General features: G+C 43.0%; 15 protein-coding genes. 12 read left to right on the top strand and 3 right to left on the bottom strand.

The window, feature by feature from the left end; translation table 11 throughout:
- Positions 1-94 precede the first annotated feature (94 nt).
- The 4 genes from rarD (at position 95) to bshB2 (ending at position 2,376) form a co-directional block, all read left to right on the top strand.
- Positions 95-991, top strand: coding sequence for an EamA family transporter RarD (gene rarD / locus NST22_RS10765; protein WP_003231209.1), 897 nt, complete (start codon positions 95-97; stop codon positions 989-991).
- A gap of 75 nt (positions 992-1,066) precedes the next feature.
- Complete coding sequence (locus NST22_RS10760) at positions 1,067-1,345, top strand: hypothetical protein (protein ID WP_003231211.1); 279 nt, start codon at positions 1,067-1,069, stop codon at positions 1,343-1,345.
- Positions 1,342-1,692: a YojF family protein gene (locus NST22_RS10755; RefSeq protein WP_003231213.1), complete on the top strand. Its 351-nt coding sequence runs from the start codon at positions 1,342-1,344 to the stop codon at positions 1,690-1,692. Before NST22_RS10760 ends, NST22_RS10755 begins: the two co-directional genes overlap by 4 nt.
- Positions 1,693-1,710: 18 nt before the next feature.
- On the top strand, positions 1,711-2,376 hold the full coding sequence (gene bshB2 / locus NST22_RS10750) for a bacillithiol biosynthesis deacetylase BshB2 (protein WP_003231215.1): 666 nt from the start codon (positions 1,711-1,713) through the stop codon (positions 2,374-2,376).
- 25 nt (positions 2,377-2,401) lie between these two features.
- Here the strand turns inward: bshB2 and rsbRC are convergent, their stop codons facing one another.
- Both rsbRC and NST22_RS10740 read right to left on the bottom strand, forming a co-directional pair.
- On the bottom strand, positions 2,402-3,250 hold the full coding sequence (gene rsbRC, locus NST22_RS10745; protein WP_003231216.1) for an RsbT co-antagonist RsbRC: 849 nt from the start codon (positions 3,248-3,250) through the stop codon (positions 2,402-2,404).
- Positions 3,251-3,265: 15 nt separating this feature from the next.
- Positions 3,266-4,624: an MATE family efflux transporter gene (locus NST22_RS10740; RefSeq protein ID WP_003231218.1), complete on the bottom strand. Its 1,359-nt coding sequence runs from the start codon at positions 4,622-4,624 to the stop codon at positions 3,266-3,268.
- Positions 4,625-4,889: 265 nt separating this feature from the next.
- Between NST22_RS10740 and cdaS the strand changes: the two genes are divergently transcribed.
- The 8 genes from cdaS to odhB all read left to right on the top strand — a co-directional run bounded on the left by cdaS (position 4,890) and on the right by odhB (position 16,512).
- On the top strand, positions 4,890-5,513 hold the full coding sequence (gene cdaS / locus NST22_RS10735; protein WP_010886531.1) for a cyclic di-AMP synthase CdaS: 624 nt from the start codon (positions 4,890-4,892) through the stop codon (positions 5,511-5,513).
- A gap of 235 nt (positions 5,514-5,748) precedes the next feature.
- A complete protein-coding gene (locus NST22_RS10730) occupies positions 5,749-6,966 on the top strand; it encodes a macrolide family glycosyltransferase (RefSeq protein ID WP_004399256.1) in 1,218 nt (405 codons plus the stop codon).
- A gap of 381 nt (positions 6,967-7,347) precedes the next feature.
- Positions 7,348-8,592, top strand: coding sequence for a D-gamma-glutamyl-meso-diaminopimelic acid endopeptidase CwlS (gene cwlS / locus NST22_RS10725; RefSeq protein ID WP_004399265.1), 1,245 nt, complete (start codon positions 7,348-7,350; stop codon positions 8,590-8,592).
- A gap of 92 nt (positions 8,593-8,684) precedes the next feature.
- Entirely contained in the window at positions 8,685-9,275 is a 591-nt protein-coding gene (locus tag NST22_RS10720; RefSeq protein ID WP_004399243.1) for a superoxide dismutase family protein, read from the top strand.
- A 63-nt stretch (positions 9,276-9,338) separates the two neighbouring features.
- Positions 9,339-10,253, top strand: a complete 915-nt coding sequence (locus tag NST22_RS10715; protein ID WP_010886530.1) for a MoxR family ATPase — start codon at positions 9,339-9,341, stop codon at positions 10,251-10,253.
- 10 nt (positions 10,254-10,263) lie between these two features.
- Positions 10,264-12,180, top strand: a complete 1,917-nt coding sequence (locus NST22_RS10710; RefSeq protein WP_004399326.1) for a nitric oxide reductase activation protein NorD — start codon at positions 10,264-10,266, stop codon at positions 12,178-12,180.
- A 228-nt stretch (positions 12,181-12,408) separates the two neighbouring features.
- Complete coding sequence (sucA, locus tag NST22_RS10705; RefSeq protein WP_004399330.1) at positions 12,409-15,243, top strand: 2-oxoglutarate dehydrogenase E1 component; 2,835 nt, start codon at positions 12,409-12,411, stop codon at positions 15,241-15,243.
- A 15-nt stretch (positions 15,244-15,258) separates the two neighbouring features.
- On the top strand, positions 15,259-16,512 hold the full coding sequence (odhB, locus tag NST22_RS10700; protein ID WP_004399364.1) for a 2-oxoglutarate dehydrogenase complex dihydrolipoyllysine-residue succinyltransferase: 1,254 nt from the start codon (positions 15,259-15,261) through the stop codon (positions 16,510-16,512).
- Positions 16,513-16,561: 49 nt separating this feature from the next.
- On the opposite strand, the gene NST22_RS10695 is transcribed toward odhB, so the two are convergent.
- The gene (locus NST22_RS10695; protein ID WP_004399225.1) at positions 16,562-17,527 is read right to left on the bottom strand and encodes a bile acid:sodium symporter family protein; all 966 of its coding nucleotides are present in this window, start codon (positions 17,525-17,527) and stop codon (positions 16,562-16,564) included.
- Positions 17,528-17,632: the final 105 nt, after the last annotated feature.

Below are 17,632 nucleotides of genomic sequence, written 5' to 3'. Positions count from 1 at the left end.
TTCACATCCTTTCTTCACGGACAAAATAGTATATGCCCACCAGATCTTTCACGTGATATAATATAAGATGCTCTAAAGAAAGGCAGGGATATCAATGCAACATGCAGAAACAAAAAAAGGCGTTATTTACACAGCCGTTTCATTTATCATGTGGGGCCTGTTTCCGCTCTATTGGAAGCTTCTCGAACAGCTGCCGGCTCTTGATATTTTGGCTCATCGTATTATATGGTCTTTTGTTTTTATGTGTATCGTACTTTTTTTCTTGCGGCAATGGAAAATAGGATGGCAGGAGTTGCGCTCTCTGAAAAAGAACGGAGGGATCCTCTCTTTATTTCTTGCTTCTATCCTGATTTCGATCAACTGGTTTGTATACATATGGGCTGTCAACCATGGCTTTTTGCTTGAGGCTAGTCTTGGCTATTACATTAATCCGCTTGTATCAGTGCTCCTTGGGATTTTATTTTTAAAGGAAAAACTGAATCGCCTGCAATTAGTGGCCGTTTCGATTGCGGCAGCCGGTGTCATCATCTCGGCGTTCCAATACGGCTCCATTCCTTATGTTGCGCTTCTGCTCGCATTCAGCTTTGGGCTGTACGGGTTAAGCAAAAAAAGAACAAGCCTGCCGAGCGCCATCGGTTTAACGCTGGAAACATTCATGATTATGCCCATTGCATTGGGGTATTTGCTGTTCAGCGGACATGTTCAGCCAGCGGGTGCAGAAAGCGGAGGGACGTGGCTGCTTCTCTTTTTGGCCGGTGTGTTTACGGCTTTGCCGCTCTTATTGTTTGCGGAAGGAGCGAAACGGCTGCCACTGTATCAAGTCGGTATCTTACAATATATTGCGCCGACCATTACCCTGCTGATCGGGCTGTTTGTTTACCATGAGCCATTTTCAAGCTCGAAGGCTTTTACATTCAGCTGTATATGGGCTGCGCTGCTCTTGTTTACGTTTTCACAAGTGAAGTGGAAACGGGCGTCAAAAAGCCATTGAGGCCTTTGGCTTTTCAGCTGATGCATATATTATGTATAATCATTTCATGTATGTAAGACATAAAGGAGCAAGACGATGGACAATGATAAAGAGATAGTGAAAGCCTATGCTTCACTTTGGAATAACCGATCTCTCGCACATGATGACGCAGAAGCGGTAGCAGAGGCGATTGATCTTGAGCTCTTGGATAAACGAACACATCCAAGACTCCGAAAACCGATGCTGGAAAAATATTTTGCCGCGATTCAGCGCATTGTGAATTCACAGCTCGAACCGGCTGTGAAATATCAGCTGGTCAAATTACATACAGAACGTGCAGAGTATTTAAAAGAAGAAAGAGGGGAGCAATCATGAAAGCGATCATAAAAGAAGATGTGCAAGCATCTTTAGAACGATATGCGGACCGCCCTGTATATATCCATTTAGAAACCACCACAGGTTCTTATTCAGCGCACTTAAATGAAAAGAACATGACGGTTGTTGCGTATATTCGCAATGCAAAAGTCACTTATCATCAGGCAAAAATCAAAGGCAACGGGCCTTACCGCGTTGGCTTGAAAACAGAAGAAGGCTGGATTTATGCTGAAGGCTTGACTGAATACACGGTAGATGAAGAAAACCGTTTATTAATGGCGGGACACCTGCCGGGCGGTAAACTGGCTATTTCTCTGCAAATCAGCGAAAAACCGTTCACAGTTTAAAGAAAAGGGTGAATAATAATGAAAGAACATGTACTAGTAATCCTGCCTCACCCTGATGATGAATCATATGGAGTGGCAGGCCTCATTGCCTTAAACAGAAAAAAAGACATTCCCGTTACGTATGCCTGCGCCACTTTAGGTGAAATGGGCAGAAATATGGGCGATCCATTTTTCGCGAATCGGGAAACGTTGCCGCTGCTAAGAAAACAAGAGCTCATCAACGCTTGCAAAGAAATGGATATCAATGACCTTCGGATGCTTGGACTCCGTGACAAAACGCTCGAATTTGAAGACGATGAGTATTTAGCTGATATCATGGAAGAGATCATAGATGATGTAAAACCAAGTTTAATTGTCACATTTTATCCCGGACACGGTGTGCACCCTGACCATGATGCATGCGGGGAAGCGGTTATCCGTGCATTATACCGCAAAAAGAAAGAAGACCGTCCGCGTACAATCTGCATGGCCATTACCCGCAACAGAGAAGAGGTTCTCGGCGAAGCTGATGTCGTACTTGATATCAAAGAAGTAGCTGATATTAAAATGAATGCGTTAAGAGCTCACCGCACACAAACAGAAGGCATGCTCAGAGAGCTTGAAGAGAAATTGAAAAATAATGAACCTGTTATGGCAACATGGTTTGAAGAAGAAATATATTGGACGTATCAATGGAATGATTAATCAAAAAGGTATAAGGCCTTAAGCCTTATACCTTTTTTAATTTTAAGTCCGATGCAATAGCTGAAGCGAGAGTGGATCTCAAGGAAATACCTTCGAAAGACAAACCTAGCTGAACCGCTGTTTGCGCGATTTCCGGACGGATTCCAGACAAAGTTGAAGAAACACCGATTAAACGAAGCGCCTCAATCAGACTGAACAGCTGATGGGCAACCATCGTATCAATCACAGCTACTCCTGACAAATCAATATACAGTTGTGTCACCTTTTTTTTCGCACATTGATGCAGTGTGTTTTCCATAATCAGCTTGGCGCGGACTGTATCAATATCTCCGATTAAAGGCAGCAGTCCGACGCTGTGAAACAGCACGATGACCGGAGCGCTCAATTCAGTAATCATATCTTTTTGGGCCTGAAGCTGAAGGCTTGTGTTTTTGTACATTTCTTCTATAAAAATATGAATCACAAGATCAAACGCTTTTATAAGGGCGTGATACAGGTCTTCGGCTTCTTCGCTTTTCACAGTATTCTGATTGAGATGGACAAATTCTTTCACATAAGAAACATATAAATCTCTCACTCTGACAAACTCCCGAATAATATAGTGGATAGGAGTTTTTAAATGCTCTTGATCCTGTGTGACTTCAAAGGCCCATTCTTTCAGTATAGGCAAGTATACGTCCTCATCATCTATAAAAATACGGTTTATTTTATAGTTAAAGGCAAGATTCTGGCTCTTTAAATTGTGAATGACAACAGGGTCTGTTGAGGCATAAATGGAATTGGGATCAGTCTCCTCGATTGTTTCATACCATGTTGAACTGATGGTTTCCGCATGCTGGGAAAGATACTCGAATAATTTTTTGTTTTTTGCCATGATTGATCACCTCTTTTAAATGTGTTGTTTTTGCGAATAACGTTTTTGCAGTTTTGCCAGCCTGAAAAACAGCCCAACTGCTCCGGCGGCGAGTCCCGCTATTAATCCAATCCAATAGCCGAATGCACCGAGGCTTGTAAACGTACCGACCATATAACCGACCGGAAGGCCAATGACCCAGTAAGAGACAAAAGCGGCCGCAAGCGTATAGTTCACATCTTTGTACCCTCTGAGTGCTCCCTGGATCGGTGCGGCAACAGCATCGGAAAGCTGAAAAAATAGCGCATAAATTAAAAAGTGCTGTGTCAGCCGGAGCACATCGGGGTCAGAAGTGTACATGCCCGCAATTTGCTCTCTGAATAAAAGGATACAGGCGGCAGTGAACAAAGAAAAGCCGATCGCCATCATGATGCCGATTAAGCTATATGAGCGTGCATCCTTAAAACGGGCTGCACCCGCTTCAAATCCGACAACAATTGTTAGAGCCATGGACACGCTAAGCGGCAGCATATATAAAAGAGACGCAAAATTCATGGCTGCCTGGTGGGACGCGATGGTCACTGTATGAAAATGGCTCATGAGAAGCGTGACAGCTGCGAAAATGCTCGTTTCAAAAAACACGGCGAACCCAATAGGCAGCCCGATTTTGAGCAAATTTTTGCATGCTTTCCAAGAGAACTTATACATGGTAAGAAAAATCCCGTATTCAGAAAACGGTGCGTTTTTATGAATAATGAAAAAACTGATGATGCATATACACCAGTAAGTTAACGCGGATGCCAGTCCCGCGCCTACACCTCCAAGTGCCGGCATTCCGAACTTCCCGAAGATAAATACATAATTCAATACAAAATTGATTGGAAGAGAACTGAGTGTAATCATCATGGTGACTCTCGTTTTTCCTAATGAGTCGATGAATGATCTCAACACGGTGTAAACAAATAAAGGGAAAATTCCCAGTGATAAAAAGCCTAAAAAGTGTTTAGCAATCTGATGCACGTGAATATCAAGGTTCAATCGGCCAAGAATAAGGTCAACTGCAGCATATCCAATCACTAAAACGGCGATGCTAAGAAGCGCGGCCACGTATACAGCTTGTAAAACAGTAAAGGGAATCTTCTGTTTTTTCTCTGCACCTAATAACTGAGCGACAATCGGGGTGACCGCCATTAATATACCTGCAAGTCCTGTGTAAACAGGGGTCCAAAGGCTTGAGCCAATGGCGACACCAGCTAAATCAGCGGGGCTGACTTTCCCTGACATCACAGTATCTAGAAAAGTGATCAGAGAAAGCCCCGCTTGGGTAATGAATATCGGTATTAAAATGTGCAAGAGCTGTTTGATTTTTTCCCGGGCGTTTTGAGTTTCTTTCATACATTGATCTCCGTTTCTTTTTCATAACGAGAGAAATTATAACATTTTATGTATAAAAAGCAATGAACGCCGGGCCTATTCTTTTTTTGTCGGTTTCGTTTTTCTAAACATTTGGGCATAAATAAAAGAAAGCGAAATCACGCCTAAAAAGGTGCAAATATACTGAATGATTCTTTCGATTTCCATTCTTTACATCCCTCCTTTACCAATAGAATGTGCATCAATAAGATAAGCATTCGTGAAAAGTTGGAAATTTAAACAGGAGATGAAGGCTATGCGCTATGAGCAGATATCAGAAAATGCGTTCAAGGGGAAAATACAGGTGTACTTAGAGCAAATATTAGGTGATGCATCTCTAATCTTGAAAACGCTTCACGAAAAAGACCAGTGTCTCCTTTGTGAATTAGATGATTTGGGGCACGTTTTTCAGGACATGCAGGGGATTGCATCCTCCTTTTATTTGCAATCATACATTGAGGAATTTACGCCGGCATTTATTGAGCTGGCCAAGGCGATTAAAGCCTTATCGGAACATAAGCATGGAGCTTTAATTGTGATTGAAAGAGCAGACCCGGTTGAACGTTTTATTCAAAAAGGCACCTCCCTACACGCCGAGATCAGCTCTTCATTAATTGAAAGCATCTTTTTTCCCGGAAACCCTCTTCATGACGGCGCTTTATTAGTGAGGGAAAACAAACTCGTGTCAGCAGCCAATGTGCTCCCGCTGACGACGAAGGAAGTGGATATCCATTTGGGAACCCGGCACCGGGCGGCTCTTGGTATGTCGGGCTATACGGATGCACTGGTGCTCGTGGTTTCAGAGGAAACAGGGAAGATGTCGTTTGCCAAAGACGGTGTATTATATCCGTTAATTTCACCAAGAACGTAAAAATAATAAAAAGGGCCTGATTAAGAATCCTATCATGAGACAAAATGACTGAATTCGCATCTTTATTAAAGCATTCGCTTCAAGCTGAATGCTTTTTGTCTTGAAGACAGGGAATATAAACTGGTAGAAAAGTTATATATGATGAATATTAATTAAGTGAAATACTTTACCTGTTTATGCATTTATAGTACCGTATAAAATATTACATAAATTCTCAAAGGAAGGGTGCTGCCGCATGGCTAATGTATTAATGATCGGTTTCCCCGGTGAAGGGCATATTAATCCCTCTATCGGTGTGATGAAGGAGCTGAAATCCCGGGGAGAAAACATTACGTACTACGCAGTGAAGGAATATAAAGAAAAAATCACAGCTCTTGATATAGAGTTTCGTGAGTATCATGATTTCAGAGGAGATTACTTCGGGAAAAACGCAACCGGCGATGAAGAAAGAGATTTCACAGAAATGCTCTGCGCTTTTTTGAAAGCCTGTAAGGATATCGCGACTCATATTTATGAGGAAGTCAAACATGAATCGTATGATTATGTCATATATGATCACCATCTTCTCGCGGGTAAAGTCATTGCCAACATGCTGAAGCTGCCAAGATTTTCATTGTGTACAACCTTTGCGATGAATGAGGAATTTGCGAAGGAAATGATGGGAGCGTACATGAAAGGATCACTTGAAGATTCGCCTCATTATGAATCATACCAGCAGCTTGCAGAAACGTTAAATGCTGATTTTCAAGCAGAGATCAAGAAGCCATTTGATGTTTTTTTAGCTGATGGTGACTTGACAATCGTCTTTACATCAAGGGGATTTCAGCCACTGGCTGAGCAATTTGGCGAGCGATATGTATTTGTCGGTCCTTCCATTACAGAAAGAGCCGGAAACAATGATTTCCCATTTGATCAGATTGACAATGAAAACGTGCTGTTTATTTCAATGGGAACCATTTTTAATAATCAAAAGCAGTTTTTTAATCAATGCCTTGAAGTGTGTAAGGACTTTGACGGTAAAGTTGTGCTTTCCATCGGCAAGCATATTAAAACAAGTGAGTTAAACGACATTCCGGAGAATTTCATTGTACGCCCGTATGTCCCTCAGCTTGAGATCTTGAAAAGAGCCAGCTTATTTGTGACCCACGGCGGAATGAACAGCACAAGTGAAGGTTTGTATTTTGAAACCCCGCTCGTTGTCATTCCGATGGGAGGCGACCAATTTGTTGTCGCAGATCAGGTAGAAAAAGTCGGCGCAGGAAAAGTAATTAAAAAGGAAGAATTGTCTGAAAGCCTACTGAAAGAGACGATACAAGAAGTAATGAATAATCGTTCGTATGCTGAAAAGGCAAAAGAAATTGGACAATCACTGAAAGCGGCAGGCGGCTCTAAAAAAGCAGCCGACAGCATTCTTGAAGCTGTAAAACAAAAAACTCAATCAGCAAATGCATAGTGTAAAAGCCTGTTCTTATCGAAAGAACAGGCTTTTTGCCATTTCATAAGAATGCAGAGGAAGGGATTTGACACGCCGATAGAGAATTGATTAGAAAAATAGACAAGAAAGGAGGAGAAACTGCTTCGTTCATCAATAGAAAACCATCATTTTTACCCTCGCTTAAATAGTTCCTTAGACTTTCGAAAAACATATCGTGCTTATGTAAAATGTTAGATGTTTATTTGAAGGTTTAAAGGTCGAACGATGCTGAAAATGCTGCGCCAAATGTTTGAAAAGGGTTTAACTTGCTGAAAAATTGACGATAAAACAGTTGTGTGCCATTTTTGGAAACAAAATACTAGCTGTTTTTGCAAAAAAACAGTTTAGGAGGTTGAATGAATGAAAAAGAAGATTGTAGCCGGCTTGGCTGTTTCTGCAGTTGTTGGGTCGTCGATGGCCGCAGCACCCGCGGAAGCAAAAACGATAAAAGTAAAAAGCGGTGACTCTCTTTGGAAACTTTCCCGCCAGTATGATACGACAATATCAGCTCTGAAATCCGAAAACAAATTGAAATCAACGGTGCTTTATGTCGGACAAAGTCTTAAGGTTCCTGAAAGCAGCAAAAAAAGCACGACATCCCCATCTAATTCAAGCAAAACATCAACATACACAGTTGCATATGGTGATTCCCTATGGATGATTGCTAAAAATCATAAAATGAGTGTTTCTGAGCTTAAAAGCTTAAACAGCCTGAGCAGTGACCTGATTCGTCCGGGGCAAAAGCTTAAGATCAAAGGGACAAGCAGTTCAAGCGGATCAAATGGATCAAAGAAAAACAGCGGTTCCAATTCTTCAGGTTCTTCAAAAAGTACATATACGGTCAAGCTTGGTGACTCACTGTGGAAAATCGCAAACAGCTTAAATATGACTGTAGCCGAATTAAAAACCTTAAATGGCTTAACATCAGATACACTTTATCCTAAACAGGTGCTCAAAATAAAAGGAAGCAGTTCACCTAAGAACGGAAACAGCGGTTCCAAAAAGCCGTCAAACTCCAATCCCTCAAAAACAACGACGTACAAGGTAAAAGCAGGCGATTCGCTGTGGAAAATTGCAAATCGGCTCGGAGTCACTGTCCAAAGCATCCGTGATAAAAACAATTTATCATCGGATGTGTTGCAAATCGGGCAGGTTCTGACTATTTCGGGAGCATCAAAATCTAATCCTTCAAATCCGACAAAGCCAACAAAGCCAAAAGATAACTCAGGGTCAAACATTCAAATAGGTTCGAAGATTGACAGAATGATAACGGAAGCGAAAAAATATGTCGGAGTGCCTTACCGATGGGGCGGAAACACGCCTGCCGGTTTTGATTGCAGCGGCTTCATTTATTACCTCATTAATAATGTATCATCTATATCAAGATTGAGTACGGCAGGGTATTGGAATGTCATGCAGAAAGTCAGCCAGCCGTCAGTAGGAGACTTTGTCTTCTTTACCACATATAAATCCGGCCCGTCTCACATGGGGATTTATCTAGGCGGCGGTGATTTTATTCATGCAAGCTCATCGGGCGTCGACATTTCCAATCTCAGCAATTCGTATTGGAAACAGCGGTACTTGGGCGCAAGAAGTTATTTTTAAAAATGAGTATGACAAAAAGCCTTTTATAGGCTTTTTTGTTTATACCAGACAATGATTGACCACACTGTTAGAAAAAACAAGGGGGAGACAGTATGCACCGTCTCTTGCTGTTGATGATGCTGACGGCACTGGGAGTTGCCGGATGCGGACAAAAAAAACCTCCAGACCCTCCTAACCGGGTGCCGGAAAAAAAAGTGGTTGAAACGTCAGCGTTTGGTCATCATGTCCAGCTGGTCAATCGTGAAGGGAAAGCAGTCGGTTTTATAGAGATCAAAGAATCAGATGATGAAGGCCTCGATATTCATATTTCCGCAAACAGCCTGCGTCCAGGTGCTTCTCTCGGTTTTCATATTTATGAGAAAGGTTCTTGTGTCAGGCCGGATTTTGAATCAGCGGGCGGTCCCTTTAATCCACTGAACAAAGAACACGGCTTTAATAATCCGATGGGGCATCATGCCGGAGATCTGCCGAACCTTGAAGTCGGTGCTGATGGAAAGGTAGATGTCATAATGAATGCGCCTGACACTTCACTGAAAAAAGGAAGTAAACTAAATATTCTCGACGAGGACGGAAGTGCATTTATTATTCATGAACAAGCGGACGATTATCTGACAAACCCAAGCGGCAATTCCGGTGCGCGTATTGTCTGCGGAGCCCTTTTGGGAAATAACGAGAAGCAGTAATATCATCCAGGCCCTTTTGTATTGAGCATACAGGGGCTTTTTTAGTATACTCGTTAATGGAATATGAATAGGAAAGGGAATCTGTCTATGACAACTCAACTACAGCACTTAACATTGCCGGAAGATATACAACAAAAGCTTTTATCATATAAAGAGCAGCCTATTTCCCCAGAGTTTCAATCGCTTATAGGAACATCAGGCTATGAGGCGGAGGATGAAGCCATTTTATTTGACGCCATTATTGCATTAGCCATGGGGAAAAATGTCCTGCTGAAAGGGCCTACAGGTTCAGGAAAAACAAAGCTGGCAGAAACATTGTCCAGCTATTTTCATAAACCGATGCACAGCGTCAACTGTTCAGTCGACTTGGACGCTGAGGCATTGGTCGGTTATAAAACGATTGAAAATCAATCTGGCCAGGCAACAATCGAGTTTGTTTCAGGACCTGTTACAAAGGCAATGAAGGAAGGCCATTTTCTTTATATAGATGAAATCAATATGGCGAAGCCGGAAACACTGCCTATTCTAAACGGTGTATTAGATTACAGAAAAATGATGACAAATCCGTTTACAGGCGAGGTCATACGGGCTAAAAGCGGTTTCGGAGTCATTGCAGCCATCAATGAAGGCTATGTCGGAACTGTTCCTCTGAATGAAGCGTTGAAAAACCGTTTTGTCATCATTGATGTGCCTTATATTAAAGGCGAGCTGCTGAAACAAGTGCTCATGTCTCAGTCAGCCTTGAAAGACGAGAAATTGATTGACAGATTTATCACGCTTTCCTCTGACTTGATCGTTCAGGCCAATAACGGACAGGTGTCTGAAGAAGCGGCATCCATCAGAGCTTTAATCGATACATGTGATTTAGCTGCTTATATTCCGCCGCGTCGTGCCATTGAGCGGGGAATTGTAGAAAAGCTTGATGATGATCGGGAAAAAGCGGCTGTCCGAAATATTGCAGAAACTCTGTTTGAATGAGGGGGCTGCGATGAAATTTATCAAATTTAACGACAGCACGATTGATTCATTTTTATTTATGATGCTGACTGATTTGGCCAAAACACTCACCAAGAGTGAAGCGGTAGAAGTGGAGTATGGCGTTCAGTCCTATTACAATCCATTTGAAAAGAAAATCTATATGAGCCACTTTTGGAAAGACAGGGCAGCTGAGGACATGGAAGCGGGTCTGAAAAGCGACGTCTACCTGCGTTCAGTCGGAACAAGATATAGCTCGCTGCATGAGTTTGCGAACTTTTTGAATGATATCCATCGCCATCTTACGTTTAAAAGTTTTGCCAAGCAGCTCTTTATGCTGCTTGAAGACATTAGGATCGAAGAATGCATCAAACGTGAGCGCCCGGGTACGAAACATGTATTTGCGAAGCGAAAAGACATGTACAGAAAACATTTCTCAACCCAGCTGACCTTAAATTTGGAACGAAGCATTTTTACCGATGCGCTCTTTTGCGCGATCTATTTCAAGCTCACAGCGGAATCGCCGCTCGAGACCCTTCCATCCATGCGTGAAGATATCGATCTGATGCGCCCGTTTATTGAGCAGCAGCTCTTGCGTGTGTATGAAGCAGATTCGACACGGCAGGTTCTGAAAATTGTTGAGGACCTCATGGACGGACTTGAAGAGGTACTCGATAAAGACATGTTGAACACCTACTTCTTTTTGCCTGAGCTTGATTACGCAAAAGCTGCAGAACAGCCGTTATTTGAAGAAGAGAAAAAAGCGCCGAAGCTGAGTGATGACATCACGCTTCCAAAACAATCAGACGGTGATGAGGATATCCATGAAGAAGAAATGCCGACATGGCACCGGGAAACAGAAGCACCGTCTAAAAGCTTCCTTCAATTTGATATTGAACACGGCGCAAAATCAGATTTAGGAAAAGATGCTTCAAGGGAAGGCGACGATGGAGATCAGGCCCTTGGCTCTGTTCAAGGATCAGCCAGACAAACGAAACGGAAAGACTATTCCAAGCTGGAAGCGCTGGAGTCCCAAAAAGACCAGCCGAACGGAGCGGGTATGGCTGACGGCAAAGAAAATAAATATGCATTTCCAATTTATAAAGAACCGCAGCCGGCAACCAGTGAAGAAGAGCTTTCTTATAAACAGCAGGCAAAAACGATTGAATCGTATCAAAAGCGTTTGAAACAAATGATTCAAAAAACGCTGGAGCATAAAAAAACATTGCCGAGAACAGACCTTCATGCCGGGAGACTGAACAATAAGCTTCTTCGTTACTTCACTGAGCGAAATCCGCGCCTGTTCTACAAAAAGCAAGAACCATCTTCAGAAATCGACGCAGTTTTTACATTGCTGGTCGATTGTTCCGCCAGCATGTTCGACAAAATGGACGAAACAAAACGAGGAATCGTGCTGTTTCACGAAGCGTTGAAATCGGTAGCGGTTCCGCATCAGATTGTCGGTTTTTGGGAGGACACAAATGATGCAACCGAAAAAAGCCAGCCAAACTATTTCAATACGGTTATTCCCTTCCAATCATCATTAAGACAAGATTCTGGACCGGCCATTATGCAGCTTGAGCCAGAAGAAGATAACCGTGACGGGTACGCAATTAGGCAGATGACGAAAAAAATGCTGCATCGCAGCGAGGCGCAAAAGTTCTTAATTGTTTTCTCAGATGGAGAGCCGGCCGCATTTGGCTACGAACAAAATGGGATCGTTGATACAAGTGAGGCGGTTATCGAAGCCCGAAAAAGAGGAATAGAAGTGATAAATGTTTTTCTCTCCAACTCAGAAATAGAAGAATCGCAAATGAAGACGATCCAGGATATGTACGGAAAATTCAGTATATTTGTCCCGGATGTTGATCAGCTACCGGATGTTTTGTATCCGCTGCTGAAAAAACTGCTTCATAAAAGCATAGGATAGCCCTTAATCCTATGCTTTTTGGCGTTTGTTTTTTCGAATGATTAAATTTTTTGTTTTTTATAAAGGTTTTTTACTATTTTGTGAACAATCAAGGTAGAATCAAATTGCAAACAGTGGTAAAATATCGTTGGAAGCGTTTTTATTACATAATTTTGGACACAGCGTTCGAAAGTTATTTCAAGATAGTGAATCAATCACTTGATTATTTAAGTTGGGGGTAATATTCAAATGTTTCAAAATAGTATGAAACAACGAATGAATTGGGAAGATTTTTACGGTCCGAACCTCGGCTATGCGCTGGAGCTTTACGATCAGTATACCCAGGATCCGAACAGCATTGACCCGGATTTGAAGGAAATGTTCGACGAGCTCGGTGCTCCGCCAAGCGATATAAAAGAGGCCTCGGGAACAAAAGAAAAGGGACGTGTTACAGCCGATCTGATTCAAAAGATCGCATCCGCAGTCAGACTTGCAGAAGATATCCGAACCTATGGCCATTTGAACGCTTCCGTCAATCCGCTCAGAAAGGATGAGAAAAAGAGCGAACTTTTTCCATTATCCGATTACGGGCTAACAGAAGAGGAAATAAAAGCAATACCTGCGTCTGTCATCTGCAAAGACGCTCCTAAAAACATTTCGAACGGTTTAGAAGCCATTCAGTATTTACGAAATACGTATAAAAGAACCATCTCTTTTGAATTTGACCATGTGCATGACTTCAAAGAGCGCGAGTGGCTGACAAGAAAGATTGAATCTGGCGAGCTGTTCCAGAAGAACTCAGCTGAAAAGCTGTCAGCTGTGCTGGAAAGATTGACAGAAGTAGAGGGCTTTGAGCAGTTTTTGCACCGCACATTCGTCGGGCAGAAGCGCTTTTCCATTGAGGGTCTGGACGCTCTTGTTCCAGTGCTTGATGACATTATTGCACAATCTGTCAAATCAGGCACGACAAGTGTCAACATCGGGATGGCGCACAGGGGACGCCTGAATGTCTTGGCACATGTGCTCGGCAAACCGTATGAAATCATCTTCTCTGAATTCCAGCATGCGCCGAACAAAGATCTTGTACCGTCTGAGGGATCCATTGGAATCAGCTACGGATGGACGGGGGATGTCAAATACCATTTGGGGGCGAATCGGGAGCTTCAAGACGCTGAAACAAAATCAGCGCGCATTACGTTAGCGAACAACCCGAGCCACTTGGAATTTATCAATCCGATTGTTGAAGGCAGCACAAGAGCGGCACAGGAAACGCGAACACAAAGCGGATACCCGGTACAAGATGAAACAAAATCGCTGGCCATTTTAATCCATGGAGACGCTGCATTCCCTGGGGAAGGAATTGTAGCTGAAACATTGAATTTAAGCTCTTTAAAAGGGTATCAAGTAGGCGGTGCGATTCATATTATCGCCAATAACATGATCGGATTCACAACAGAAAGCGCTGAATCCAGATCGACAAAATATGCCAGCGACCTGGCCAAGGGTTATGAAATTCCGATTGTTCACGTGAATGCGGACGATCCTGAAGCTTGTCTTTCAGCTGTTAAGTTTGCGGTCGAATACCGAAAAACATTCAACAAGGATTTTCTGATTGATTTGATCGGGTACAGACGCTATGGACACAACGAAATGGATGAACCGTCAACCACTCAGCCAATGCTGTATGATGCTGTCAGAAAGCATCCGACCGTCAAACAAATTTTCGCTGAAAAGCTGGTAAAAGAAGGCGTGGTTACCGAGGAAGTCGTTCAAAACATCGAAAAATCGGTAACGAAGCGCATTGAGGATGCATATCAGAAAGTTCCGTCTAAAAAGGAACACACTGCTTGTGAAATTGAACTTCCAGAGCCTGTATCAAACGGTTTCCCAGATGTGGACACTTCGATTGATTTTGATGTGCTCCGCAAGCTGAATGGCGAATTGATCAACTGGCCGGAGTCATTTAATGTTTTCGGCAAGCTAAAGCGCATTTTAGAAAGACGCGCCAAGGCGTTCGATGATGACAGAAAAGTGGAATGGTCTTTGGCAGAATCACTCGCGTTTGCTTCAATTTTGAAAGACGGAACACCGATTCGTTTAACAGGACAGGATTCCGAGCGCGGAACGTTCGCCCAAAGAAACCTTGTGCTTCATGACAGTGAGACGGGCAAAGAATTTGTGCCGCTTCATCACTTATCTGACTGCAGCACATCATTTGCTGTTCATAACAGCCCGCTGTCTGAAGGATCGGTTCTCGGTTTTGAATACGGCTATAACGTGCATTCACCGGAAACGCTTGTTTTGTGGGAAGCACAGTACGGAGATTTTGCCAACGCTGCTCAAGTGTATTTTGACCAATTTATTTCTGCCGGACGCGCGAAATGGGGCCAAAAATCCGGATTAGTCATGCTGCTCCCGCACGGTTACGAGGGACAGGGGCCTGAGCACTCAAGCGGAAGAATTGAGCGATTCCTGCAGCTTGCAGCGGAAAACAACTGGACGGTTGCCAACCTGACAAGCGCGGCACAGTATTTCCATATTTTAAGAAGACAGGCTAAAATGCTGCTTCGTGAAGAAATCAGACCGCTCGTCATTATGACGCCGAAGAGCCTTCTTCGCAACCCAAATACGGTGTCGGAAGTGCAGGAGCTCAGCGAAAGCCGCTTCCAGCCTGTTTATGAACAGTCGGGACTTTCTCATGACTATGAAAAAGTAACCAGACTTGTATTATCCAGCGGTAAAGTGTCTATAGACATTAGCGATCATTTTAATAAGTTAGAAGACGGTAAAGAGTGGCTTCACATTGCGAGAATCGAACAGCTGTATCCATTCCCGGCAAAAGGAGTCAAAGAATTATTTGCAAAACTTCCGAACCTGAAAGAAATCGTTTGGGTGCAGGAAGAGCCGCAGAACATGGGGGCTTGGGGTTATATCAGCCCGTATTTGACAGAGATTGCACCAGAGGGAGTAAGCGTTCAATATATTGGACGAAGAAGACGATCCAGCCCTGCAGAGGGAGATCCGACAGTTCATAAAAAAGAACAGGAACGTATTGTATCTGATAGCTTGACTCGCAAAAACTAAGGGGGAAATGAAAAAATGGCGGAAATTAAGGTACCTGAATTAGCAGAATCAATCTCAGAAGGAACAATAGCCCAATGGTTAAAGCAGCCTGGTGACTATGTAGAACAGGGTGAATATCTGCTTGAACTAGAAACGGATAAAGTGAATGTTGAATTGACAGCAGAAGAATCGGGTGTACTTCAAGAGGTATTGAAAGATTCGGGTGATACCGTCCAGGTCGGAGAAATTATCGGTACGATTTCAGAAGGCGCGGGTGAAAGTTCTGCCCCTGCTCCTACAGAGAAAACAGAAAGCAAGGAAAGCGTAAAAGAAGAGAAACAGGCTGAACCAGCTGCACAAGAGGTGAGCGAGGAAGCACAATCTGAAGCAAAATCAAGAACGATCGCTTCTCCGTCGGCCCGTAAGCTTGCGAGAGAAAAAGGAATTGACCTGTCTCAAGTTCCAACTGGAGATCCGCTTGGAAGAGTGCGCAAGCAGGATGTCGAAGCGTACGAAAAACCGGCATCAAAACCGGCTCCTCAGCAAAAGCAGCAGCCTCAGGCTCAAAAAGCACAGCAAAGCTTTGACAAACCTGTTGAAGTGCAAAAAATGTCACGCCGCAGACAAACGATTGCAAAACGCCTTGTAGAGGTACAGCAAACATCAGCGATGCTGACTACATTTAATGAAGTGGACATGACGGCTGTCATGAATCTCAGAAAACGCCGCAAAGATCAATTTTTTGAGCAAAATGAAGTGAAGCTCGGCTTTATGTCTTTCTTCACGAAAGCGGTCGTGGCTGCATTGAAAAAATATCCGCTGTTGAATGCAGAAATTCAAGGCGATGAGTTGATCGTTAAAAAATTCTACGATATCGGAATCGCTGTTGCTGCTGATGAAGGTCTTGTCGTTCCGGTTGTACGGGATGCGGATCGCCTGACATTTGCAGGAATCGAAAAAGAGATCGGCGAGCTTGCGAAAAAAGCAAGAAACAATAAATTAACCCTTAGCGAGCTTCAGGGAGGCTCCTTCACGATTACAAACGGAGGGACTTTCGGTTCATTGATGTCAACTCCAATTTTAAACAGCCCGCAAGTCGGTATACTGGGCATGCATAAGATTCAGCTGCGCCCTGTAGCCATTGATGAAGAGCGTTTCGAAAACCGTCCGATGATGTATATCGCTTTATCTTATGATCACCGAATTGTAGACGGTAAAGAAGCGGTTGGTTTCCTCGTGACAATCAAAAATTTACTGGAAGATCCTGAACAGCTTTTATTAGAAGGATAATAAAAAAGGGTACATCACGATAAAGTGATGTACCCTTTTTGATGCATATTTAAAGTGATAGATTGCTGCTTTTGGATCCAGCTTGCTTCTTTTTCACTTTTTTTGACCAATATGTTGCAAGCATAGAACCTGAAAGGTTATGCCACACACTGAATATTGCGCTTGGTACGGCAGATAGCGGTGAGAAATGAGCCGTGGCAAGTGCAGCCCCAAGCCCGGAGTTTTGCATGCCGACTTCGATTGCAATCGCTTTTTGAGACGGGTAATCCATTTTTAAAAGCTTTGCACAAAGAAACCCCAGTAAATAACCGATACCGTTATGCAGGATAACAACTGAAAAAATGAGCAACCCCGATTGAAGCAGATTTTCCCGATTGCCGCTGACGACAGCTGAGACAATCGCAACGATGCCAATGACAGAAACAAGCGGAAGGGCATGTACGGCTTTTGCCACTTGTTTTCTGAAAAACATTTTGACAATCAGACCTGCAATGATCGGAAATAAAACCGCCTGTAAGATTGAGATAAACAAAGACCCCGGCGAGACAGGAAGCCATTCTTTGGCAAACAGCATAATCAACAACGGTGTTACAACAGGTGCCAATAAGGTAGAAATTGTCGTAACCGCAACAGAAAGGGCAGTATTTCCTTTTGCTAAGAATGTCATAACATTAGATGCAGTTCCCCCGGGACAGCAGCCGACAAGAATAACACCAACTGCGATTTCAGCTGGAAGATGAAGCCCAAATGCGAGGCCGAAAGCAACGAGCGGCATGATCGTATACTGAGCTATTACTCCAATAATAACTTGCCAAGGCTTTCTGACCAGCTCTTTGAAATCATCGGCTTGCAGTGTAAGGCCCATCCCAAACATGATAATGCCGAGAAAAATCGTAATATAAGAACTGATCCACGTAAATAAAGATGGGAAAGAAAATCCCAGCACTGCAAAAACAATGACCCATATGCCAAAGGTTTGTCCTGCAAAATGGCTTATTTTTCTAATGATGTCCATAAAAACACTCCTAACACACTTATCAAGAACTTCAGCAGAAATTCTTACAAATTTCATAACATTCTCTTATTATAAATAATTTTCTGAATAATTCAATATTAGTTT

Source organism: Bacillus sp. PS237 (genome assembly GCF_037963345.1).
GTDB classification, from domain to species: domain Bacteria; phylum Bacillota; class Bacilli; order Bacillales; family Bacillaceae; genus Bacillus; species Bacillus subtilis.
This window is presented reverse-complemented; position numbering and strand designations above follow the sequence as displayed.

Excerpts from the sequence above, each read along its gene's own strand:
- rsbRC (WP_003231216.1), bottom strand. The coding sequence starts at position 3,250 with ATGGCAAAAAACAAAAAATTATTCGAGTATCTTTCCCAGCATGCGGAA.
- cwlS (WP_004399265.1), top strand. The coding sequence starts at position 7,348 with ATGAAAAAGAAGATTGTAGCCGGCTTGGCTGTTTCTGCAGTTGTTGGG.
- NST22_RS10715 (WP_010886530.1), top strand. The coding sequence starts at position 9,339 with ATGAATAGGAAAGGGAATCTGTCTATGACAACTCAACTACAGCACTTA.
- sucA (WP_004399330.1), top strand. The coding sequence starts at position 12,409 with ATGTTTCAAAATAGTATGAAACAACGAATGAATTGGGAAGATTTTTAC.
- NST22_RS10755 (WP_003231213.1), top strand. The coding sequence starts at position 1,342 with ATGAAAGCGATCATAAAAGAAGATGTGCAAGCATCTTTAGAACGATAT.
- odhB (WP_004399364.1), top strand. The coding sequence starts at position 15,259 with ATGGCGGAAATTAAGGTACCTGAATTAGCAGAATCAATCTCAGAAGGA.
- NST22_RS10760 (WP_003231211.1), top strand. The coding sequence starts at position 1,067 with ATGGACAATGATAAAGAGATAGTGAAAGCCTATGCTTCACTTTGGAAT.
- cdaS (WP_010886531.1), top strand. The coding sequence starts at position 4,890 with ATGAAGGCTATGCGCTATGAGCAGATATCAGAAAATGCGTTCAAGGGG.
- rarD (WP_003231209.1), top strand. The coding sequence starts at position 95 with ATGCAACATGCAGAAACAAAAAAAGGCGTTATTTACACAGCCGTTTCA.
- NST22_RS10710 (WP_004399326.1), top strand. The coding sequence starts at position 10,264 with ATGAAATTTATCAAATTTAACGACAGCACGATTGATTCATTTTTATTT.
- NST22_RS10730 (WP_004399256.1), top strand. The coding sequence starts at position 5,749 with ATGGCTAATGTATTAATGATCGGTTTCCCCGGTGAAGGGCATATTAAT.
- bshB2 (WP_003231215.1), top strand. The coding sequence starts at position 1,711 with ATGAAAGAACATGTACTAGTAATCCTGCCTCACCCTGATGATGAATCA.
- NST22_RS10720 (WP_004399243.1), top strand. The coding sequence starts at position 8,685 with ATGCACCGTCTCTTGCTGTTGATGATGCTGACGGCACTGGGAGTTGCC.
- NST22_RS10695 (WP_004399225.1), bottom strand. The coding sequence starts at position 17,527 with ATGGACATCATTAGAAAAATAAGCCATTTTGCAGGACAAACCTTTGGC.
- NST22_RS10740 (WP_003231218.1), bottom strand. The coding sequence starts at position 4,624 with ATGAAAGAAACTCAAAACGCCCGGGAAAAAATCAAACAGCTCTTGCAC.